Source organism: Marinobacter shengliensis (genome assembly GCF_003007715.1).
GTDB lineage: Bacteria > Pseudomonadota > Gammaproteobacteria > Pseudomonadales > Oleiphilaceae > Marinobacter > Marinobacter shengliensis.
Map to the genome: position 1 here is coordinate 1 of NZ_PXNO01000024.1, position 17643 is coordinate 17643.

Genomic DNA, 17643 nt, shown 5'->3' on the forward strand with positions numbered 1-17643 from the left:
CTGGAACAACCGGTGGACCTGGTGGTGTGGCAAGACGGCCAACCGGTGCGGCGCTTTACCGGCGTGGTCAACGAATTCGTCCGCGGCAACACCGGCCACCGCCGCACCGCCTACGAAGTGGTCATCCAGCCCCCGGTCTGGCGCCTGGGCCTGATGCACAACAGCCGCATCTTCCAGACCCAGGCCACCGACGCCATCGTGCGTACCTTGCTCGAAGAGCGGGGCATTATTGATACGGTCTTTGACTTCAAACGCCCCCCTGAAGAACGGGAATACTGCGTCCAGCACCGGGAAAGCGACCTGCAGTTCATTGAACGACTGGCCGCCGAAGAAGGCTGGCATTACCGTTACCAGCACGGCAGCGTGGATGGCGAAGAACAACCGGCGTTAATCATCGCCGACCACCACGGCGACGCCCCGAAACTGGACCCGGTGCCCTGCAACACCCAGGCCGGCGGCAGCAGCAAACAGGCCTGCGTGTTCAGCTTCGCCTACGAAGAGCGCATCAAAGCCGCCTCCGTGGCCATGAAGGACTACACCTTCAAAAACCCCGCCTACGCCCTGATGCACGAACACAGCGCGGGCGGTGTGAACCACCGAGAAGACTACCAACACTACGACTACCCCGGTCGCTACAAGGCCGACGCCAGTGGCCAGCCCTTCACCCAGGCCAGACTGGACGCCCTGAGAAACGACGCCAGCCTGGCCAAGGGCGAAAGCAACCGCCCGGACTTCACCCCAGGCGCCAAAGTGGAACTGCAGGAACACGACAGTCAGAGCCTGAACCGGGAATGGCTGCTGACCGCCATCACCCACACCGGCAAACAGCCCCAGGCCATGGAAGAAGAGGGTGGCAGCGAACCCACCAGTTACCACAACGACTTCACTGCCATTCCGGCCGATAAAACCTGGCGGCCCCTGTGCGAACACAAACTGATGATGGACGGCCCCCAGATGGCCATCGTCACCGGCCCCGAGGGTGAAGAGATCCACTGTGACCAGTATGGGCGAGTGAAAGTGAGATTCCCCTGGGACCGCTATTCAAAGAACGACGAACACTCCAGCGCCTGGCTACGCGTCGCCCAAGGCTGGGCCGGCGGCCAATACGGCTTTATGGCTTTACCGAGAATCGGCAATGAAGTAATCGTTTCCTTCCTGGACGGCGACCCGGACCAGCCCATCATCACTGGCCGAACCTATCACGCCACCAACACACCGCCCTACGCGCTGCCGGAACACAAAACCCGGACCACGCTGAAAACCAAAACCCACAAGGGTGAGGGCAGCAACGAGCTACGCTTTGAAGACGAAGCGGACCAGGAACAGATCTACGTCCACGCCCAGAAAGACCTGGACTTGCTGACCGAGAACAACCGCACCGAAGTCATCAAGAACGACAGCCACCTGACGGTGGAGAACAACCGCTTCAGCCACACCAAAGGCAACAGCCACCACACCACCGAAGGCGAACACCGGGAAAGCATCGGTGCCGACTACAGCCTCACCGTCAATGGCAGCCACCACAGCAAGCAGGGCAAAAACCAGCTGGTGGAAGCCGGCACCGAAATCCATCACAAGGCCGGTATGAAAATTGTGATTGAAGCCGGCGCTGAGGTAACGCTAAAGGCCGGCGGCAGCTTTGTGAAGGTTGACCCGAGTGGGGTGACCATTTCCGGGCCGCTGGTGCGGATGAACTCCGGGGGTGGGCCTGGGAGTGGTAGTGGGGTTGGGGTCACGGGGCCGTTGTTGCCAAATGCATTAACACCTGATGGCTCGATTAGCTCAACAGGGCCCCAAATATCTGATACCGGAGTTCGGCCAAACATTGAGGCTCTGTCGTTAAGGGTGGATGAGGTTAGGCCGATTGAGGCAGACCTGAAGCAGGCCGCGAGCTTTAGAAATGCCGCAAGAAAGGAAGAAGTTTTCTCGGAGGTCTGCTCTGTAAGGTCTGATAAGGAGGCGCTTTCATGATGCTTCAAACCTCAACGATTAGCGAAAGCCTTCAGCCCTTACCACCGGCCGAGCATATGTTCTTGGTTTTTGACGGCGCATGTTCTAAGCATGGGCTGCGAAGCTGGTATGAATTGGGGTTAGATGTATGCCCTCTCATGGTATTGAAGGATGGTGTATATGATGGTGTGTCTGCTTTGGGGCCGATGATTGCGGATCTGAGAGCTAGCACTGTTCTTAAGGCGTTATGGGAAAACAATCATCCCATAACGAGGAGAGCTGCGGTGTATCACACTTCTTATGATGAGACTGGTTTATTGGATTTTCTGAGGGCACGAGTGCAAGTGATTATGCCCGGAGAGTTGTTGGCTTGGTTGAGGCTCGGTGATGCCAGGGTAGTTTCAAGATTGGCTGAGGCTGACGGTCATTTCCCTCCGCAATTCTGGTCGGGTGTTGACTCTATTTTTTTTCAATCTGAAACAGCATTGATCACAAGATACCAACCAACACGGGCCTCGAAGGGCAATGCTTCGGATGAGCGGGCGCTCTTCTCACAAAAAGTGGTGCCTCACTTCCATTTCGGCTCGGATCTATTATCTGCACTGGATTCGTCAAACGATCTAAAACACAGGGACGTGTTATGACTTATTGTGCAACCTGTCCACTAATGACAGCTTTTGTGCCCCTACGATACGCCATTGGTCCTTTGAACTATGAAGGCGATTTGCTAGCTGGATTGGAGATACCTGACCTGCCAGAGCTTTTTCCTAACTTTGAGCGGTATACGCGCCTGCAGGATCGAGTGCTTGGATTGGTTCCTCGCTTGTTGAGAGACGGCTGGTTATATGTGTGGAGCAGCTATGATGATCGCTTGATCGAGTACTCGGTGACGAATTCCCATATTCAGGAAACGAGCCGGGGCGGAGAGGTTATCGATTCCAGAACGTCGGTTTTTTTAGCGCTTCCCTCGGGAGAGCCGGTCGATATTGCCTGGAGCGAAAACCAGTGGTCTGATGCTCATTTTGACATGATTGTGAATGAATCGGATCAGCGTGAGAAATTCATGAGAAGAATGATCCCGGGAAGCTCACCGCACTGTCAGGGACTTGATGAACAGACGTTTTATAGCCTGCCGGAGGTCGCTAATATCGAAGAATTCGATTGGTCAGGGTTAACGCCAACGATTCCGCATTGGCCTCGAATCGAACGTGCCACGAGGAGGTTTGATCAGCGGGTAATAGGGATTGTTGATGACCCTTGGGGCGTGACAGAGGATCTGGCCGCTTTGGTTCGGCTTGCCCACGACAATCAGGAGCGCTTGCGAGCTCGGTTCGGTGGGGAGTGGAGCCTTGCCAAGACAATCAGGGATCTATACGAGACGGACAGTCAGCTTGAGGCAAAGCTTCCTGAGCTCGTTGAGCTGCCCAAATTGCAGAGGGCCTGGCGTGAGTCAGATTCGTCTCAATCCCATTTTGAAGAAGTTGTTGGAGGGTTGCTCGATTCCTGGATTCGGTGGATGGAGACGCTCGAATGTGCAAACGGTCCTGAAACACTGGCAAGTTCTTGTGAGAGCCTTGATCTCACCAGAGAAGACCACCACACCATTTTGCAAGAGAAATTTGGTCTTGCTCTGTTAGGCCCATCTTACTTCAGCAAAGGCGCTGGTGCGATTGGTCGTCTGGCCGACATACAGGGCGAGGGTGCCCAGTGGTTCTGGAATGCGCTGCTTGGGGTAAGAGAGCGCCTGTCCCTCGGAGAAATCGAGAAGCTCGTTGAAGTCGGAGATATGGCGAACGACTCCATAGAAGATCTTTCGAAAACGGCAACAGCGCTTGTTGCTGCGATTAATTCCAAGATTTCCGGTCTTGTCGCTAGAGCGCCGACGCCTCCAACACAATTATTATTCAATGCTGTTTCGCCGGTCGCTGCGGTAGAGTTGAGAGGGTTTCCAAACCGAATATCACTTTTAGGAAGCGGATTCCTGGTTTCGGGGTTAGCTCGAACTGGTCAGTCATTGGTGGTGGAGAGCGTAAGTGCTGTTCAGTCAAATCAATGGTTGAGTGAGGCGGCGAAAGGAGGTGCCAACAGCAACCTGCCTCACCGCCAACTGAATGCCGACGTGGGTAAAGTCCCTGTTATTCGGGCAACAGCGGCGAACGCAACGAAGTTTTATCAGGGTAACCCTTACAAGTTAATTGACGGTTTGGAAAAGGCTCCATTGCGTTCAATTCTGGTAGTTTTGACCGGAATGAACATGTTTTCTGCTACCTCAGTTCTATTCGGCAGTTCGACAAACCTCACTGAAAATACTGTGAAATTCTTGGGTAGCATTTCTGCCTTATCTGCGGCTTACCTGTCACTTAAGCACAGAATTGAAGAGCTTAATTGGAAGCGGGGGTTGTCACTATTAGATAATCCAGAAGCGCATAGCCATGCATTAGGCTCGTTTGCTGCATCTGTCACCGCTATTACCGCAGCCTTCGATGTAGTTATTTTTGGCATGCAGGCAATCGAATCGTACCGCGCTGGGGATTTTGATACGGCTGCAGTTGAGGGTGGCTTGATGGGAGTGTCATCAGGGCAACTGGCACTAAGCGTCAGAGCCTTTAGGGCATATCGTGAGGCGAGAGCTGCGGTACTAGGCTTACAAGTTGCTTCTTCGGTCCGGGGGTTGTCAAGGCTGGGTGGCTTCTATACAGCGTTGTCGGTAGGTTTAACTGCATCTTTAATTGGAGGATTGGTCGCCCGTCATTACATACAGAATACTCCGCTCGAGCGCTGGCTTGCTAATACTCGGTTCGGTGTGAAGCCCGCTGGGTGGGCCGGGAACTATCGAGATGAGATGGAGCGATTGTACACGGCTATTTTTCCCATCAAACTCAGGTTGGAGAGGGTTCGGAGGTTTAATCCGCGTACGGGAATCCATATGCAGGATTGTTGGTTGATTCTTGAACTTCCGGGGCAAAGTGCTTTGCACCCTGAAATGATTTATTTTTCGGGTGATGAGTTGAGAAACGGTGTTAGTTATCGGTCTTTGGCGTGGATTGAGCAGCAATTGCGATCTGTATTTGATGCGGAGGAAAGAGAGCAGATACTTCAGCCAAATCGGACACCTGTGACTTGGACTGGCGCTGATTTCACCCTTCATAAAGGGACAAGAATTCATAATGCCGCAGCCACAGCAACATACAGAAAGGTTTATGAAGATGATGACCAGATCTTCGGGCTTCAGGGGGAACTGATATATCGCCCACAACCTGGTCTAGAAATGCCTCCAGTAAAGGTTGATATTTGGTGATTGAAGACGCGAAAAAGCTATTCGACGCTGTAGCTAGTAAATTCGGGACGTCCTCAAATACTTTGCTGCTGAGTGGCAGCTCGAGTAGTAGCTACGCTCCGTCACAGCCCGGTCTCGTAGAGTCACAAGATGAGGAGTTTTTGTCTTTACGAACTGCTAGTGCAGATAGCAGGGGGACTTTAACTGGAGTAGGTTTCTTCATTGGCGGTGTCGGGATTCTAGCTTTCCTGTTGCACGGGATTTTTGGGCAATCGCCGGATTTGAATTGGTTTTTGTTGCTACTTTCTATCGCACTTATTGCAGTGCCCACTATTTGGGAGTTAAGTCGACCCCCATCTATGCCAATTATTTTTAACCGGCGGACTCAGGAAGTTTACTATGAAATGAAAGGGGACCTTTATCATGCTAATTGGGATGGTATTGAGGCGGTTGCCTACGAATACAAGATTATAAATCAGTATTCGGGATCGATAGTTCACGGTAATTTGGAAATCATGCTCCAAAAATTTGGCGCACCGGACGAACGGATCGTATTGAATCTGTCAGGTGTGCCGGCAGGCAAACGTTTGCCTGCCTTGATTGGCATTTGGGAGTATTTACGATGCTTTATGACGGTCGGCCCCTGGTTTGATGAAGCAGGCAGGAAAACAGAATCCCGGAATACCTTTATAGAAAAAGGTTTGAAGTCTGGCAGAGTTTCATTTCTTGATCAGTTGCTTCAGGGGAGAAAATTTATTGGCGAAGAGCGTAAAGAAGGAAACGGCATTTCTGGAAGCGCCTTCTTATACTGGTTAGATTCTTATCTTCTCTTCCCATTTGCCTTCGGGATGGAATGTGTCCAGAAAATCGATAGGATGAGAAGCCGAAAGCACTGGCCAGACGTGGTACAGGAACGCCTGGATCCTAACGGCCCAACATCCCGACTGATCGATATCGAAGAAGACTACATGGCGCAAAAGCAGAAGGAGCTGGAGGAGCTTCATGAGCGGATGCGTAAAACCCTGCCAAGATAGCTCTTTTGTCAACAAAATGGATATCTCTGAGTTGGCATGCTTGGACCAGAAGGAAAGCTTGATGACTGGGAAGCAAAAACTTTGGGAATAAGACTTGTCAGTACGATGCTTAGCCTTGCATTAGTCTCCGGTTGTTCATCACCGGAGGCGCCCTCAGAAGCTGAGATTGAAGCGGTGCTCCACAGTGCCAAAAGCAATCTGATTTTTGTCGAAGGCGGCGAGTTTTGGCTGGGAGGTGTTGGAAGCGAATCGGGAGTGCTGTTTAACCTGATCTCCTATGACAACAAGTCGCCAAAACTGGTGGAGGTTGAGAGCTTTTCAATCCTCAAGGCAGAGGTTACCTGGGGGCAGTTCGTTACGTTTCTGGGGGATGTGCGGCGAGCGGTCGGCTATACAGTCGAAAAGGGCTTCAAGCGAGCTGTGCGGTTACCAATATCATCAAACAATGATCCGTTATCACCAAACTTCAAAGACAAACCGGCTCGGAGTCCTAACTTTCACGAAGCAGAGGGATATTGTTTATGGTTAGCTGAAAAGAGCGGTTTGCCTTATTCCTTACCGACTGAGGCCCAATGGGAATACGCTGCCCGCAACCGCGGCCAACCGATCGCATTCGCCACAGATACGGGCCAGGTGGAAGTAGATAAATATCTTCAGCGTCCATCTCAATATATTGATCCTATGCAGCCTGTTTCAGGGAACGCGCTGATACATTCATCTAATCAGGTAGAACGCCGACCGGTTGGATCTTATCCACCGAGTCCGCTCGGTTTGTATGATATGACTGGGAATGTTGCTGAATGGACGAGAGATTGGTTCCACCCCGGTTACGCTCATCTTGATTCGACTAACCCGGTGGCATCGCGACCGCACAGCGAGCATCCTAATCGAAGGGTAGTGAGGGACCTGGCCGGCCATGGTGATCATACTGGTGGCTTGGCAACCGTCTATGCGAGGCATGGTGAGGATGTTAATTCACCGGACCAAGGATTCCGCTGCGTCGTCAATCATGCCAAACCTATCAATTAGTTGCCCGGTACAGTGTTTTCAAGGAAGAAACCATGAACACTACAAAGCTGAATCCACCCACCCAAAAGAATCGCCTGATCACAATGATTCTGGCCATGTTTCTGGGGATATTCGGAATTGATCGCTTTTACTTGGGAAAGTGGAAGTCCGGTATCGCCAAAGGCCTTACGCTTGGTGGTCTTGGTATCTGGTGGTTCATTGATGGTGCGTTATTGCTGATGGATGCCTTTCTGCATTCATTAGGGAAAGACTCTGGTTTTGTGAAAGACGCTCGAGGGCAGGATCTTCGGTTGGGGCTTTCAATGTACCGATTGAAGGATGGTCGTTTGCAGCGTGACTGGTTTTCAAGCTGAGCTGTGTACCGCTCACTCCCCGGGGATAGTCATCAAGGGTGGTTATACACGTGCTCGCGCGTAAAAAGTTTATCGGCACCTTAGAAACAGTAAATGAAACTGTTGTAAAAGCTCGAACCACAGCCGAGCTTGAGCAGTTGGGCAACTATCTTGCCGATAACAATATTACGCTGCGTGATAGCGTTCGGCAGAGGATCGTGCTCGCGGGCGGCGCGGCCGTATTGGCGTACCTCAGCGCAGCGTTCTTTGTCACTCCGTTGCTATTTTATTGTCTTGTGGGTTTGGCTATTGGTGTGGTGTTGGATGGCGTGCGCCTTCATGCCAAAGGTATTGCTGCATGCGATTTGGTGATCGAGCGTTTTTCCCTGCTCAGTTATGGGCTAGTGCCGGTTGAATCTGAATTGGTGTGGGCCAGAGCCCGGCAGCTGGAAGAGTTTGATCAAGGTCTGGATAGCCGGCATCTTTCGCACACGCACAAAGGCCGCTATCAGGGCAGAGATGTTGGGTTTTCGTACACCACCTATCAGTTCGAGTATTCTGATAGCCGGGGCAACAACCTCAGGCTTTCAAAGCAGAAGTCATTTTCATATCGAGTCGAATTCTTTCCTTTTCGGGTTGTACCCGATACCAGATTGAATAAAAGCGATAGCATCAAAAGGTGCAGTGGCATACTGGTTGAATTTCCATACGCCTCTGGACTTCGGGTTTCATCTTCAGGTCCCAGCAAGGTGTACCCCCAGGAATACGAGCCTGCGTCCTATGATTTTCGGAAAGCATTCTTGTGTAACGGTTATAGTGAAGCTGAGTTGGCTCGCTTTCTGAATCCCGCCACGGTAGAAGCGATTTTTCGGGCCTCCTGGTCTGTTCCGGGGTTAGTTGTGGAAGTGAGCAGTGACAACCTCCTTTGCTTGTCTACTTCAAATCCAAGAGCTACGGAGGTTGAGTTGCCGGACTATCGTCATGAGCGTGTTAATCCGGCGAGGAATCCCGAGGCTTTGAAAACGCTTCTCCAGACAGAAAGGCCGATGCGGGATCTGGATGCGTTGCTGAAGCTTGCTCACGAACTTGTAAAGTATCACGATTCAAATTTTGCGGCGGACGACGAAAGATCGTCTTCCGTGTATGCCTGATAAGGAGTGGGTAAATGGAATTTTTGATGTTGCTGTTTCTCGGAGTCTCATTGTTTGTCGGAGTGTCCGTTTATAACGGCATTGTTAATCGAAAAAATGCCGTTCAACGTGCCTGGGCAAACGTGCTGGTTCATGAGCGCCAGAAGATGAAAATACTGCCAGCGCTTGAGAAAGCGGTGAACAATTATTCGGAGTTTGAGAAAGGGCTGCTGACACAAATTACTCAATTAAGAGAGCGACTTCATGGACTTGCGGGGGAACCAGATGCCGAGGGCCTTAACCAAGCTGAGACTCTCACCCATGAAATCATGGAATCGATCAAAGTGACTGTTGAGGCCTACCCGGATCTTAAAGCGGACGGTCTGGTGAGGAATATGATGCAAGAGATCACTGAACAGCAGGAGCAGATCGGTGCAGCGCTCCGGTTGTTCAATAGTAATGTAGAGGTATTCAACCGGTACATTCAGAACTTTCCAAACAATCTGGTAAATTCAATTGCCAATAAGGAACCTGCCGTACGCGTGTTTTCCGATTCCTCAGCCTCGAGTTCTTTTGAATACCGGCCAAATCTATGACGAATTAAAGTGTCTCGTTCGTAGCGCTGCGGTAAAGGTTGATTAAACCCAGTTCGAAACACGGAAGCAAATAAGTTCAAGGAACGAAAAAATGAAAACTCTGAAAATCCTCAAGTACACCTTCACTGTCATCGGCGTAGCCATGCTGTTTGGCGCCCTTGCCAGCTACAACAGCACCTCCGCTTTCATCGACCGGGCGACCGAAACCAGCGGAATAGTGACCGAACTGGTGCTCTCCCGTTCCAGCGATTCCACCAGCTACTATCCGGTCGTGGCATTTCAGGATGCCAGTGGCCAAGAGATCGTGTTTCAGTCCCGCGCCGGCTCAAACCCTCCCTCCTTCAGGCGCGGTGAGCGGGTTTCTGTGTTGTATGAACCCTCAGCGCCGGAGAACGCGCAGATCAACAGCTTCTTTTCGCTGTGGGGGATGTCGTTGATCGTTGGTGGGCTCGGCCTGGTGTTTACGTTGGTCGGTGGCGGGATGGTGCTGTTTGGTGTTCTGAAGGGGCGATCAAAAGCCTACCTGGAACAGCATGGCACCGAAGTGCTCGCAAAGTTTGCGTCGGTTGAGCAGAACACCAGCCTCACGGTCAACGGCCGGAATCCTTTTCGCATTGTCTGCCAGTGGCAACACCCGCAAACCGGGGAGCTGCATGTGTTTCGAAGCGACAACCTGTGGTTTGATCCCAGCGACCACATTAATCAGGAGACCGTGCCGGTTCTGGTTGATGAATCCAACCTCAAACGTTACTGGGTGAACACGTCATTTCTGCCCAAGTTAGCCGGTTAGTTTTTTCGGTCCCGACGGAGAGGAAAATGCGTAGAAAAGGCACCACCGACTGGACGCTTCTGCGGTCAGCAGTCAAAGATAATCTCGGTGATTTTTTCACTTTACTGGGCATGGGGCTTTGTTTCGGTATTGTAGGAGGAGGCGTTTTCTACTCTGGCTTTGGCGAATGGGGCGCCATGATCTTCGGAGCCTTTTTCGCGCTGATCGGTTTGGCCTTGTTCGTTTTCTCATTTGTCGCCACGTACTCAAGCATCGGCTATTACTACGAACAGGCCCTGTTGCGTAAACACGGTGTGGAGGTAGATGGCGTTCTAACCAGAAAAGAGGCGGACTGCCAGTTTCATCAGGAGTATGACAAACACAACCGGCCATTGGGCGAGGGACACTACCAATGCAACCTGTTGGTTGAGTTTGATTTTCAGTTTAACGGTGAAAATTGCAGTGGCGCTTTTTATCTGAATAAGGCTGAGCTATTCGACAAGCTCAAGGAAGGGGATCCGATGCCACTGAAAGTGCTGAGGCTTGACCCTTCCGTTCATACGGTTCGTGAGCGGCGCCTCGCGAATATGCTTAAGGGCCGGGAGCCACAGACGCCGTCTCTGATTCCGGAAGGGGCAGAGATCAGCCAGTTGGCGTAGGTGTACTGTCGCTATCCCGGTGAACCCTGCTCATCGCTCTAAACTGCAGTAACGCCCGCCAGCCAAAGGACCTGGCGGGCTTTCTACCTCAAGGGTTCACATTCACCAGCAAATTCGGTGACCCGTTCAGGTTGGTCAGCTGGTTCTGGCTTGCCTGGTTGCGGAGCGTCTGGGCAACCTGTTCCGGTGTCAGCCCTGGGTTCAGGCTGAGCAGCAACGCGGCGGCTCCTGCCACGTGGGGAGAGGCCATAGAGGTGCCGCTGATGGTGTTAAAGGCGGTGTCGCCGGTGTGCCATGCGGCGGTGATGTCGGTGCCTGGCGCCATGATGTCCACGCAGGAACCGTGATTGGAGAAACTGCTGCGACGGTCCTGGTTGTCGGTAGAACCTACGGTCACGGCTTCTGCTACACGGTTGGGCGAACCGCTGCAGGCATCGGCGTTGCTGTTACCCGCAGCGACCACCACCGGAATGCCGGAGGCGACGACTTCACGAACAGCGTTGTCCAGTGCTGCTGAATTGCCACCGCCCAGGGACATGTTGGCAACCGCCGGCTTCTCGGCGTTCTCTACCATCCAGTCCAGCGCTTCGATAATGGCACTGGTGGCGCCGGAACCGCTGCAGCCAAGCACGCGCAGGCCGATCACCTGGCTTTCCTTGGCGACACCGAACAGTGAACCGGTTGCGGTAGAGGCAACATGGGTACCGTGGCCGTTACAGTCTTCGGCAGAGTAGGTTGAGATGGTGTCCTCGTCGCCGAAGGAAATCAGCCCGCCCAACAACAGATCGATGATTCCGCCAATCAGCGGCACGCCGCCCAGGCCGCTGTCATCGTGGAAGTTCACGCCGCTGGCCCGGCCCTGAAAGTCGGCATGGGTGGTTCGGATGCCGGTATCCAGAACATAAACGTTGACACCCTGCCCGGCAACGGTGGGGTAGGTAAACTGGGTGTCCAGGGGCAGGGTGGTCTGGTCAATCCGGTCCAGTCCCCAGGTGGCATCCTGTTGGGTTTGCGTGGAGGACGTTGTCATCCAGGTGTCCGGCTCCACTGCGAGTACTCCGGGCAGGGCGGGCAGCAGGTCGGCCTGGCTTTGGGTGAGCTGCACCGTTGCACCGGTCATCACGTTCTCATATAGAAACAGAATGTTCCCGCCGCCAACGGCTGTTAATAGCGCCTGGATACCGGCAGACAGATCACCACCAACGCCAAGAAGCGAGGGCAGGGTTGGGTCGACAGTCACTATGTAGCGTTGGGCAATGGTGTTTTCTGTGCTGGCTGTTGTGCTGGTGGATTCCGTTGTTGAAGATGTCCCGAGCAGCCCTGAGAGAAGACTGGCCTGGGCGTGCAGCGGTGTGGTAGAGAGAACGATCGCGGCGGCAAGTGCGCAGGGACCGGAGTTCAGAGAAAAACGCATGGTAGCTCCTTTGGTGACTTTTGTTTTTATCGTAGAGCATAATGCATGCGTTAATATTTCAAGTTCAATGCATAATGCATTAAATACTGGTCACGATGGGCCAACCGAACACGCATACTTCTTTTCGAACCGACGATCTGCCCAGGTTTCATAAACCCGTTTTGCGAGCGGATATAAAACAGGCCACAACAGAGGCTTGAGCAACCAGCCAAACGGCGTGTGAGACCAGGCACGAACATTGGCCGGCAAGCCGATAACCCATTCACCACTCCAGGTCATCAGGTGCAATCGTTTAAGAAGTTCTTCACGTGTTGGCAACTGTGCGTTGTGCGCATTCTGCTCGTGGATATCGGCAAAAATCAGGTCGCCACGTTGTAACTTTCTGAGCGTACGGATTTCCTTGGCGCACAGTGGGCAGCGTCCGTCGTAGAAAAGGGTGTCGTAACGTGGTGGCATCTGGTTCTCCGGTTCAACTCAGGCTTCGTGCCTTTGTATACGCTGTCGGCAATGCCCCCGGTTCAGTTTTGTGCTCGGGCGAATGGTAATTGTTTGATAATGCAAGCAAGATGTTGGAACGCTACACTAGCAAGCTACCTGCAACCCGCTTCTGCGGGCCTAACCGGCGTTGTCGATGAAACGGCGCCATCCTGATCTGAAGGTATTGAAACAGCATGGATGATTCCCCAACAGATAACCGCTCTCCCGAAAACCCGTCCGGGAAGAGTGTGCTGGCTGAGCTCTCTACGCCCATCTATGGTCTGTTTATCCTGGGCATCCTGTACACACTCTATCTTGCTCACCAAATTATCCTGCCTATTGTTCTGGCGGTGCTGACCAGTTTGCTGCTCTCACCGTTGGTGAAGAAAGCCTACCTGAATTGGCGGTTGCCAAAGGTGGTGAGCTCGCTGGTACTGGTGTTGGTTGTGCTTGCAGGTATCGTGGGTATTGGTGCTGCCGTTGCAACCCCGGCCCTTGAGTGGGCCCAGAAAGCACCTGAGGGCATATCCAGGCTGTTGGTGGGTGACAGTGAAATCATGCGCCAGCTCGATAAGGTAAGCCAGTCAGCGGAGCAGGTTGAAAAGTCCGTGGATGAACTGTCCGAGAACGACCAGTCGAAGCCCACAACGGTCGTCTTGCAAACGGAATCCTGGCGGAGCCAGCTGATGTCCAAAGCCCGCAACGGAGTGGCAGGCCTGGCGTTGGCACTGGCGTTAACCTATTTCCTGCTGGTGAGCGGTGACAGGTTGATCTTTAACTTCGTCAAACAATTACCAAGACCGCAGCGCAAGACGGTTCTGAGAATCACCCACGATTCCCAGCAACAGATTGCCCAGTATCTCGCTGTGCTGGGGTTGAGTAACCTATCCGTTGGCGTACTTACCGGACTCATCTGTTGGGCCATCGGTTTGCCAGACCCGGCGATGTGGGGGCTGATCGCTGGCCTCGCCCGGTTTATACCCTATCTCGGCAATATGCTCACGATTGCACTGCTGGCGGTGGTTTCCGCCATTACCCTGGATACCCTTTGGATGATGGCCATCGCGCCGCTGAGTTTTATCCTGCTGACCACCATTGTTGGTTTCTTCCTGGAACCCTGGATTCACGGCTTTCGCATGGCCATCAACCCGGTCATCATCTTCGTATCCATCTTCTTCTGGGGCTGGCTCTGGGGCCCGGTGGGCGTTCTGCTGGCGGTGCCGCTGATGACGGTCATTCAGGTCGTCCTCAAACAAATACCCCGGCTACGCCCGGTGTACAAAGTCATAGCCCGATAACCAGCCCATTCAGTTGATGGCTTTTCCCACAAAGTTATGCCGGCGGGAGGTGGGGCGTGTTTTTCTGGCAGGAAAAAAGATGTCTGAGCGAAGCGAGTTATTTTTTCCAGAAGAAAAACACGCCCCACCTCCCAGCCCGCCCCCAAACCCAACGGATGGGCAATAAAAGCAAGAGCCAACACCCCCTGACACAACCCCATATCTCTCCTATGCTCTGAAGATCACTGAAACCACCAGAACAGGGAGGAGCCAATGTCCGAGATCCCGGCTTCCATGAAAGCCATGGTCCTCACCGGCCATGGCGGCATCGACAAACTCGAATACCAGGACATACCAGTGCCCAATCCGGCTGCCGGCCAGGTACTGGTGCAAGTAACCGCCACCGCCAAGAACAACACCGATCGCAAAGCCCGGGAAGGACTTTACCCCACGAAAAAAGGCGAGATGACATCGTTCCAGATGGGTGGCAAACCCACGTTGACGTTTCCGCGTATTCAGGGCGCCGACATCGCCGGCAGAGTGGTGGCGGTGGGCGAGGGCGTCAGTGACACCCGTATTGGAGAGCGGGGCCTCCTGGACTTTAACATCTACGCGAACGACCGCACCGACATCAACCTGACCCCGGACTACTACGGCCATGGCGCCGATGGCGGTTACGCCGAATACGTGGCCCTGCCGTCCGATCAGTTCCACCATATTCCCAACCCGGAACTGGCCGATGCCGAACTGGCGGCCATGGGCATGTGTTCCTACCAGACCGCCTACCACATGCTCACCTCCGCCAACGTGCAGGCGGGTGAGCGGGTTCTGGTGACCGGTGCCAGCGGCGGCGTGGGCACCGCACTGATCCAGCTTTGCCGGATCATCGGCGCTGTCCCTTACGCATTGAGCCAGAAAGACAAGGCCCAAACCCTGCTCGATCTGGGCGCCGAAGCGGTGTTGGATCGTAGCGACATGAGTACCTTTGTAGACCGGGTGAAGAAAGAAACCGGCGGCAAACCCCTGGATGCGGTGATGGATCTGGTGGGCGGCGAAATGACGGACATATTCATCGACGCCATGATCTTCGACATGAACGCCCGCAGTACCTACCCGCGCCTGAGCATTGCCGGGGCCAGCGGTGGCAATATCAGTGAAATCCTCTGGACCCGAATCTACCTGTATCAGGTGCAGATTTTCGGGGTCTCCCACGGCACCCGTGAAGAAGCAAACCAGCTGATGACCTGGATACGCGACGGCCATCTAAAACCCGTGCTGCACGGCGCCTTCAAACTGTCGGACCTGCACCGGGCCGAGGAATACTTCGTAAACCGTGGCGGCAATTATCTGGGCAAGATCGTCATCGTGCCGGATGCCCAATGGCAGGCGCACGGCCAACCTTTTGCGCTGGAGGCAGGCGGATGAAACCGGAACTCACTATTCAGTTGATGGATACCCACGCCGGCGGCGATGTCAGCCGTATTGTGACCGGTGGCATCACCGCTCTGCCCGGCGATACCGTGCGAGCCCAGATGGAGTATCTGCGGGATGATGCCGACGGCCTGCGCCGGCTGCTGTTGGAAGAACCCTATGGCATCCCCGAAATGTCTGTCGACCTGCTGGTGCCCGCCACTCATCCGGAAGCCGCCGCCGGATATATCATCATGGAAGTCATGGGCTACCCCATCTACTCCGGCTCTAACACCATCTGCACGGCAACGGCGGTTCTGGAAGCCGGTATCGTCCGCAAACAGGAAGGCAAACAACACTTCAAACTGGAATCCCCCGCCGGCCTGGTGAGCATTGAGGCCACCGTACATGACGGCGTGGTGGAAGCCATCACCTGCGAAGGCCTGCCCAGCTACATTCACACCCATAACGCCAGTATCAGCGTGCCCGGCATCGGCAAGGCCAACTACAGCGTGGCCTACAGTGGCGGCTTTTACGCCCTGGTAGATGCTAGATCATTGGGCTTCGACCTGACCCTGGATGAAGAACGCCGGTTAGCGGAAACCGCCCATGCCATCGTTGAGGCTATCCAGGCTGAACGGGGCTTCTCCCATTACACTCTGGGCGACGTAGGCCCACTGCCGTTCCTGCACTTCATGGGCCCGGTAGAACAAGTGGCCGAAGGCTACTACCGCTCCCGCTCAGCCACCTACGTGCACCCCGGCGTCATCTGCCGAAGCACCACCGGCACCGGCACCTCGGCAAGACTGGCACTCATGAACCACGAAGGCCGAATCAAACCCGGCGACAAGTTGGAAACCATATCCTTGCGGGAAACCGGGTTTATCGGTGAATTCACAGCCGTCGAGCAGGAAGGGGAATATCAGGTGGTCAAAAACAACATAACCGGTAAGGCCTATGTCATCGCCCGTTCTGACATCGTGGTGAACTGTGACGACCCGATGGTGGAGTGTGATGGTTTGAGCCATATTCTGTCGGGTCGCTAGCGTTTCAAACCCAGTTTCCGTGCTTCCATCTTGCGCTTGAAATACAGGTCCAGCCCGGCGGCGCCAGCCAACAGTGCAAACCCCAGAAATTCCGTGGCTGCATGGTAGCTGACGAAGAGCGCAAAAAGGACTAATGCCGCACCCATTGCTGCCAGCAGGCCCGGGCCGGTTTTGCGATGTCGAGCGTAGCCTGCTCCAATCATGAAAAAGGCCATCACCGTAAACATAGCGATAGCCGATGACCAGGCCAAGGTAGAAAGAGACAGTTGAATGCCCAGGAGCGCGAGTAAACCAGATGCCGCCAGAACGCCATAACAGGTTATCAGTGCCATCATCAGTGCCAGCAGCCCTGAAAATCCGTGGCGATGTAGTTGGCCCAGCCATCGGCGAGGGCTTAGCCTTCTTGCCCACTCTCGAATGGGGCTGGGTGCTTTGTTGCCCCGTGTGGCGGAAAGCTCCACGGAGCAGGCCCCGAAACTCCGGGCAATATCCCGGGTCTGCTGGCTGGGGCTCAGTGCAAAGTAGTCGTGGCGGTTGAGTATTCTGATATCTTTAAAACCGGCGTCACCAAGCATCGCCAGGAGATCTTCTTCCACGGTGGCCCCCACCACGCATTCAACCCACAACCTGGGGTCGTCTTCGCAATCCACGGTAACCGGGCGGTGAATGACCACATCCGCTAGTTGCAGTTTGCCGCCCGGTTTGAGAATCCGGAACATTTCCCGAATGGCTTTGCGTTTAGAAGGTACCAGGTTCAGGGCGCCGTTGCTGGTGATGCTGTCTATGGTTTGATCGAGCAAGGGAATGTCCTCGGCGGAGCCCTGTATCGGGTGGATATTCGGGTACTTGCCTGCGATACATCGGCGGAGTTTCTGGAGCATGGCGGCGGTCAGGTCCAGGGCGATGACTTGGCCGGAGGGGCCGACGATATCGCCCGCGATGAGGCTGTCGTTGCCGGCGCCAGAGCCCAGGTCCAGAGTGGTGTGGCCGGGTTGGATAGCCTGGCCACGGAACGGCCAGCCGACGCCGGCGAAGGAGGCGGCGGTGCTCTTTGGTAGTCGGGATACCTGTTCTTCAGGGTAGCCAAGGGCCACACAGGCGTCTTGACCTGTCGGGAAATGGAAGGACATCTGAGGTGACTCGGCGACATGAGTATACATCTGCTGGACCGCATCCCGGATCTGATCGCTTGAATAACCCAAAATCGCTACCATCGCGCTGTCCTCCCCGTTATTTGGGCCAA

At 54.1% G+C, this 17643-nt stretch carries 16 protein-coding genes; 13 read left to right on the forward strand and 3 right to left on the reverse strand.

Annotated features, from left to right (window positions below; translation table 11 throughout):
- The 10 genes from C7H10_RS12620 to C7H10_RS12665 form a co-directional block, all read left to right on the forward strand.
- Positions 1 to 1971: type VI secretion system Vgr family protein (locus tag C7H10_RS12620; RefSeq protein WP_106695186.1), on the forward strand; the 1971-nt coding region annotated here is incomplete at its 5' end.
- Complete coding sequence (locus C7H10_RS12625; RefSeq protein ID WP_106695187.1) at positions 1968 to 2594, forward strand: DUF4123 domain-containing protein; 627 nt, start codon at positions 1968 to 1970, stop codon at positions 2592 to 2594. The genes C7H10_RS12620 and C7H10_RS12625, both read left to right, overlap by 4 nt.
- On the forward strand, positions 2591 to 5248 hold the full coding sequence (locus tag C7H10_RS12630; RefSeq protein WP_167392906.1) for a toxin VasX: 2658 nt from the start codon (positions 2591 to 2593) through the stop codon (positions 5246 to 5248). Before C7H10_RS12625 ends, C7H10_RS12630 begins: the two co-directional genes overlap by 4 nt.
- Positions 5245 to 6261 (forward strand): DUF6708 domain-containing protein, encoded by a 1017-nt coding sequence (locus C7H10_RS12635; protein WP_106695189.1) that lies wholly within the window; start codon positions 5245 to 5247, stop codon positions 6259 to 6261. Before C7H10_RS12630 ends, C7H10_RS12635 begins: the two co-directional genes overlap by 4 nt.
- 36 nt (positions 6262 to 6297) lie before the next feature.
- Positions 6298 to 7290 (forward strand): formylglycine-generating enzyme family protein, encoded by a 993-nt coding sequence (locus C7H10_RS12640; protein WP_106695190.1) that lies wholly within the window; start codon positions 6298 to 6300, stop codon positions 7288 to 7290.
- A 32-nt stretch (positions 7291 to 7322) separates the two neighbouring features.
- Entirely contained in the window at positions 7323 to 7643 is a 321-nt protein-coding gene (locus tag C7H10_RS12645; protein WP_106695191.1) for a TM2 domain-containing protein, read from the forward strand.
- 50 nt (positions 7644 to 7693) lie between these two features.
- Positions 7694 to 8773, forward strand: coding sequence for a hypothetical protein (locus C7H10_RS12650; RefSeq protein WP_106695192.1), 1080 nt, complete (start codon positions 7694 to 7696; stop codon positions 8771 to 8773).
- Positions 8774 to 8787: 14 nt separating this feature from the next.
- Positions 8788 to 9348, forward strand: a complete 561-nt coding sequence (locus tag C7H10_RS12655) for a LemA family protein (RefSeq protein ID WP_106695193.1) — start codon at positions 8788 to 8790, stop codon at positions 9346 to 9348.
- Between the two features lie 91 nt (positions 9349 to 9439).
- A complete protein-coding gene (locus tag C7H10_RS12660; protein ID WP_106695194.1) occupies positions 9440 to 10138 on the forward strand; it encodes a DUF3592 domain-containing protein in 699 nt (232 codons plus the stop codon).
- 26 nt (positions 10139 to 10164) lie between these two features.
- On the forward strand, positions 10165 to 10776 hold the full coding sequence (locus C7H10_RS12665; protein ID WP_106695195.1) for a DUF3592 domain-containing protein: 612 nt from the start codon (positions 10165 to 10167) through the stop codon (positions 10774 to 10776).
- An 88-nt stretch (positions 10777 to 10864) separates the two neighbouring features.
- Here the strand turns inward: C7H10_RS12665 and C7H10_RS12670 are convergent, their stop codons facing one another.
- Positions 10865 to 12190 (reverse strand): S8 family peptidase, encoded by a 1326-nt coding sequence (locus C7H10_RS12670; RefSeq protein ID WP_106695196.1) that lies wholly within the window; start codon positions 12188 to 12190, stop codon positions 10865 to 10867.
- A 90-nt stretch (positions 12191 to 12280) separates the two neighbouring features.
- Positions 12281 to 12646: a thiol-disulfide oxidoreductase DCC family protein gene (locus C7H10_RS12675; protein WP_061333315.1), complete on the reverse strand. Its 366-nt coding sequence runs from the start codon at positions 12644 to 12646 to the stop codon at positions 12281 to 12283.
- A 215-nt stretch (positions 12647 to 12861) separates the two neighbouring features.
- On the opposite strand from C7H10_RS12675, the gene C7H10_RS12680 reads away from it, so the two are divergent.
- From C7H10_RS12680 to C7H10_RS12690, 3 genes are all read left to right on the forward strand, one after another.
- The gene (locus tag C7H10_RS12680; RefSeq protein ID WP_106695197.1) at positions 12862 to 13965 is read left to right on the forward strand and encodes an AI-2E family transporter; all 1104 of its coding nucleotides are present in this window, start codon (positions 12862 to 12864) and stop codon (positions 13963 to 13965) included.
- Between the two features lie 252 nt (positions 13966 to 14217).
- Positions 14218 to 15369, forward strand: a complete 1152-nt coding sequence (locus tag C7H10_RS12685; protein ID WP_106695198.1) for an alcohol dehydrogenase catalytic domain-containing protein — start codon at positions 14218 to 14220, stop codon at positions 15367 to 15369.
- Positions 15366 to 16400: a proline racemase family protein gene (locus C7H10_RS12690; RefSeq protein ID WP_106695199.1), complete on the forward strand. Its 1035-nt coding sequence runs from the start codon at positions 15366 to 15368 to the stop codon at positions 16398 to 16400. Before C7H10_RS12685 ends, C7H10_RS12690 begins: the two co-directional genes overlap by 4 nt.
- Here C7H10_RS12690 and C7H10_RS12695 read toward each other — a convergent pair.
- A complete protein-coding gene (locus tag C7H10_RS12695) occupies positions 16397 to 17614 on the reverse strand; it encodes a MerC family mercury resistance protein (protein WP_106695200.1) in 1218 nt (405 codons plus the stop codon). The two genes, C7H10_RS12690 and C7H10_RS12695, sit on opposite strands and share 4 nt — an antisense overlap.
- Positions 17615 to 17643: the final 29 nt, after the last annotated feature.

Bases quoted from the DNA above. Each gene is read 5' to 3' on its own strand.
- C7H10_RS12625 (WP_106695187.1), top strand. From the start codon at position 1,968: ATGATGCTTCAAACCTCAACGATTAGCGAAAGCCTTCAGCCCTTACCA.
- C7H10_RS12630 (WP_167392906.1), top strand. From the start codon at position 2,591: ATGACTTATTGTGCAACCTGTCCACTAATGACAGCTTTTGTGCCCCTA.
- C7H10_RS12640 (WP_106695190.1), top strand. From the start codon at position 6,298: ATGCTTGGACCAGAAGGAAAGCTTGATGACTGGGAAGCAAAAACTTTG.
- C7H10_RS12645 (WP_106695191.1), top strand. From the start codon at position 7,323: ATGAACACTACAAAGCTGAATCCACCCACCCAAAAGAATCGCCTGATC.
- C7H10_RS12655 (WP_106695193.1), top strand. From the start codon at position 8,788: ATGGAATTTTTGATGTTGCTGTTTCTCGGAGTCTCATTGTTTGTCGGA.
- C7H10_RS12660 (WP_106695194.1), top strand. From the start codon at position 9,440: ATGAAAACTCTGAAAATCCTCAAGTACACCTTCACTGTCATCGGCGTA.
- C7H10_RS12665 (WP_106695195.1), top strand. From the start codon at position 10,165: ATGCGTAGAAAAGGCACCACCGACTGGACGCTTCTGCGGTCAGCAGTC.
- C7H10_RS12670 (WP_106695196.1), bottom strand. From the start codon at position 12,190: ATGCGTTTTTCTCTGAACTCCGGTCCCTGCGCACTTGCCGCCGCGATC.
- C7H10_RS12675 (WP_061333315.1), bottom strand. From the start codon at position 12,646: ATGCCACCACGTTACGACACCCTTTTCTACGACGGACGCTGCCCACTG.
- C7H10_RS12680 (WP_106695197.1), top strand. From the start codon at position 12,862: ATGGATGATTCCCCAACAGATAACCGCTCTCCCGAAAACCCGTCCGGG.
- C7H10_RS12685 (WP_106695198.1), top strand. From the start codon at position 14,218: ATGTCCGAGATCCCGGCTTCCATGAAAGCCATGGTCCTCACCGGCCAT.
- C7H10_RS12690 (WP_106695199.1), top strand. From the start codon at position 15,366: ATGAAACCGGAACTCACTATTCAGTTGATGGATACCCACGCCGGCGGC.
- C7H10_RS12695 (WP_106695200.1), bottom strand. From the start codon at position 17,614: ATGGTAGCGATTTTGGGTTATTCAAGCGATCAGATCCGGGATGCGGTC.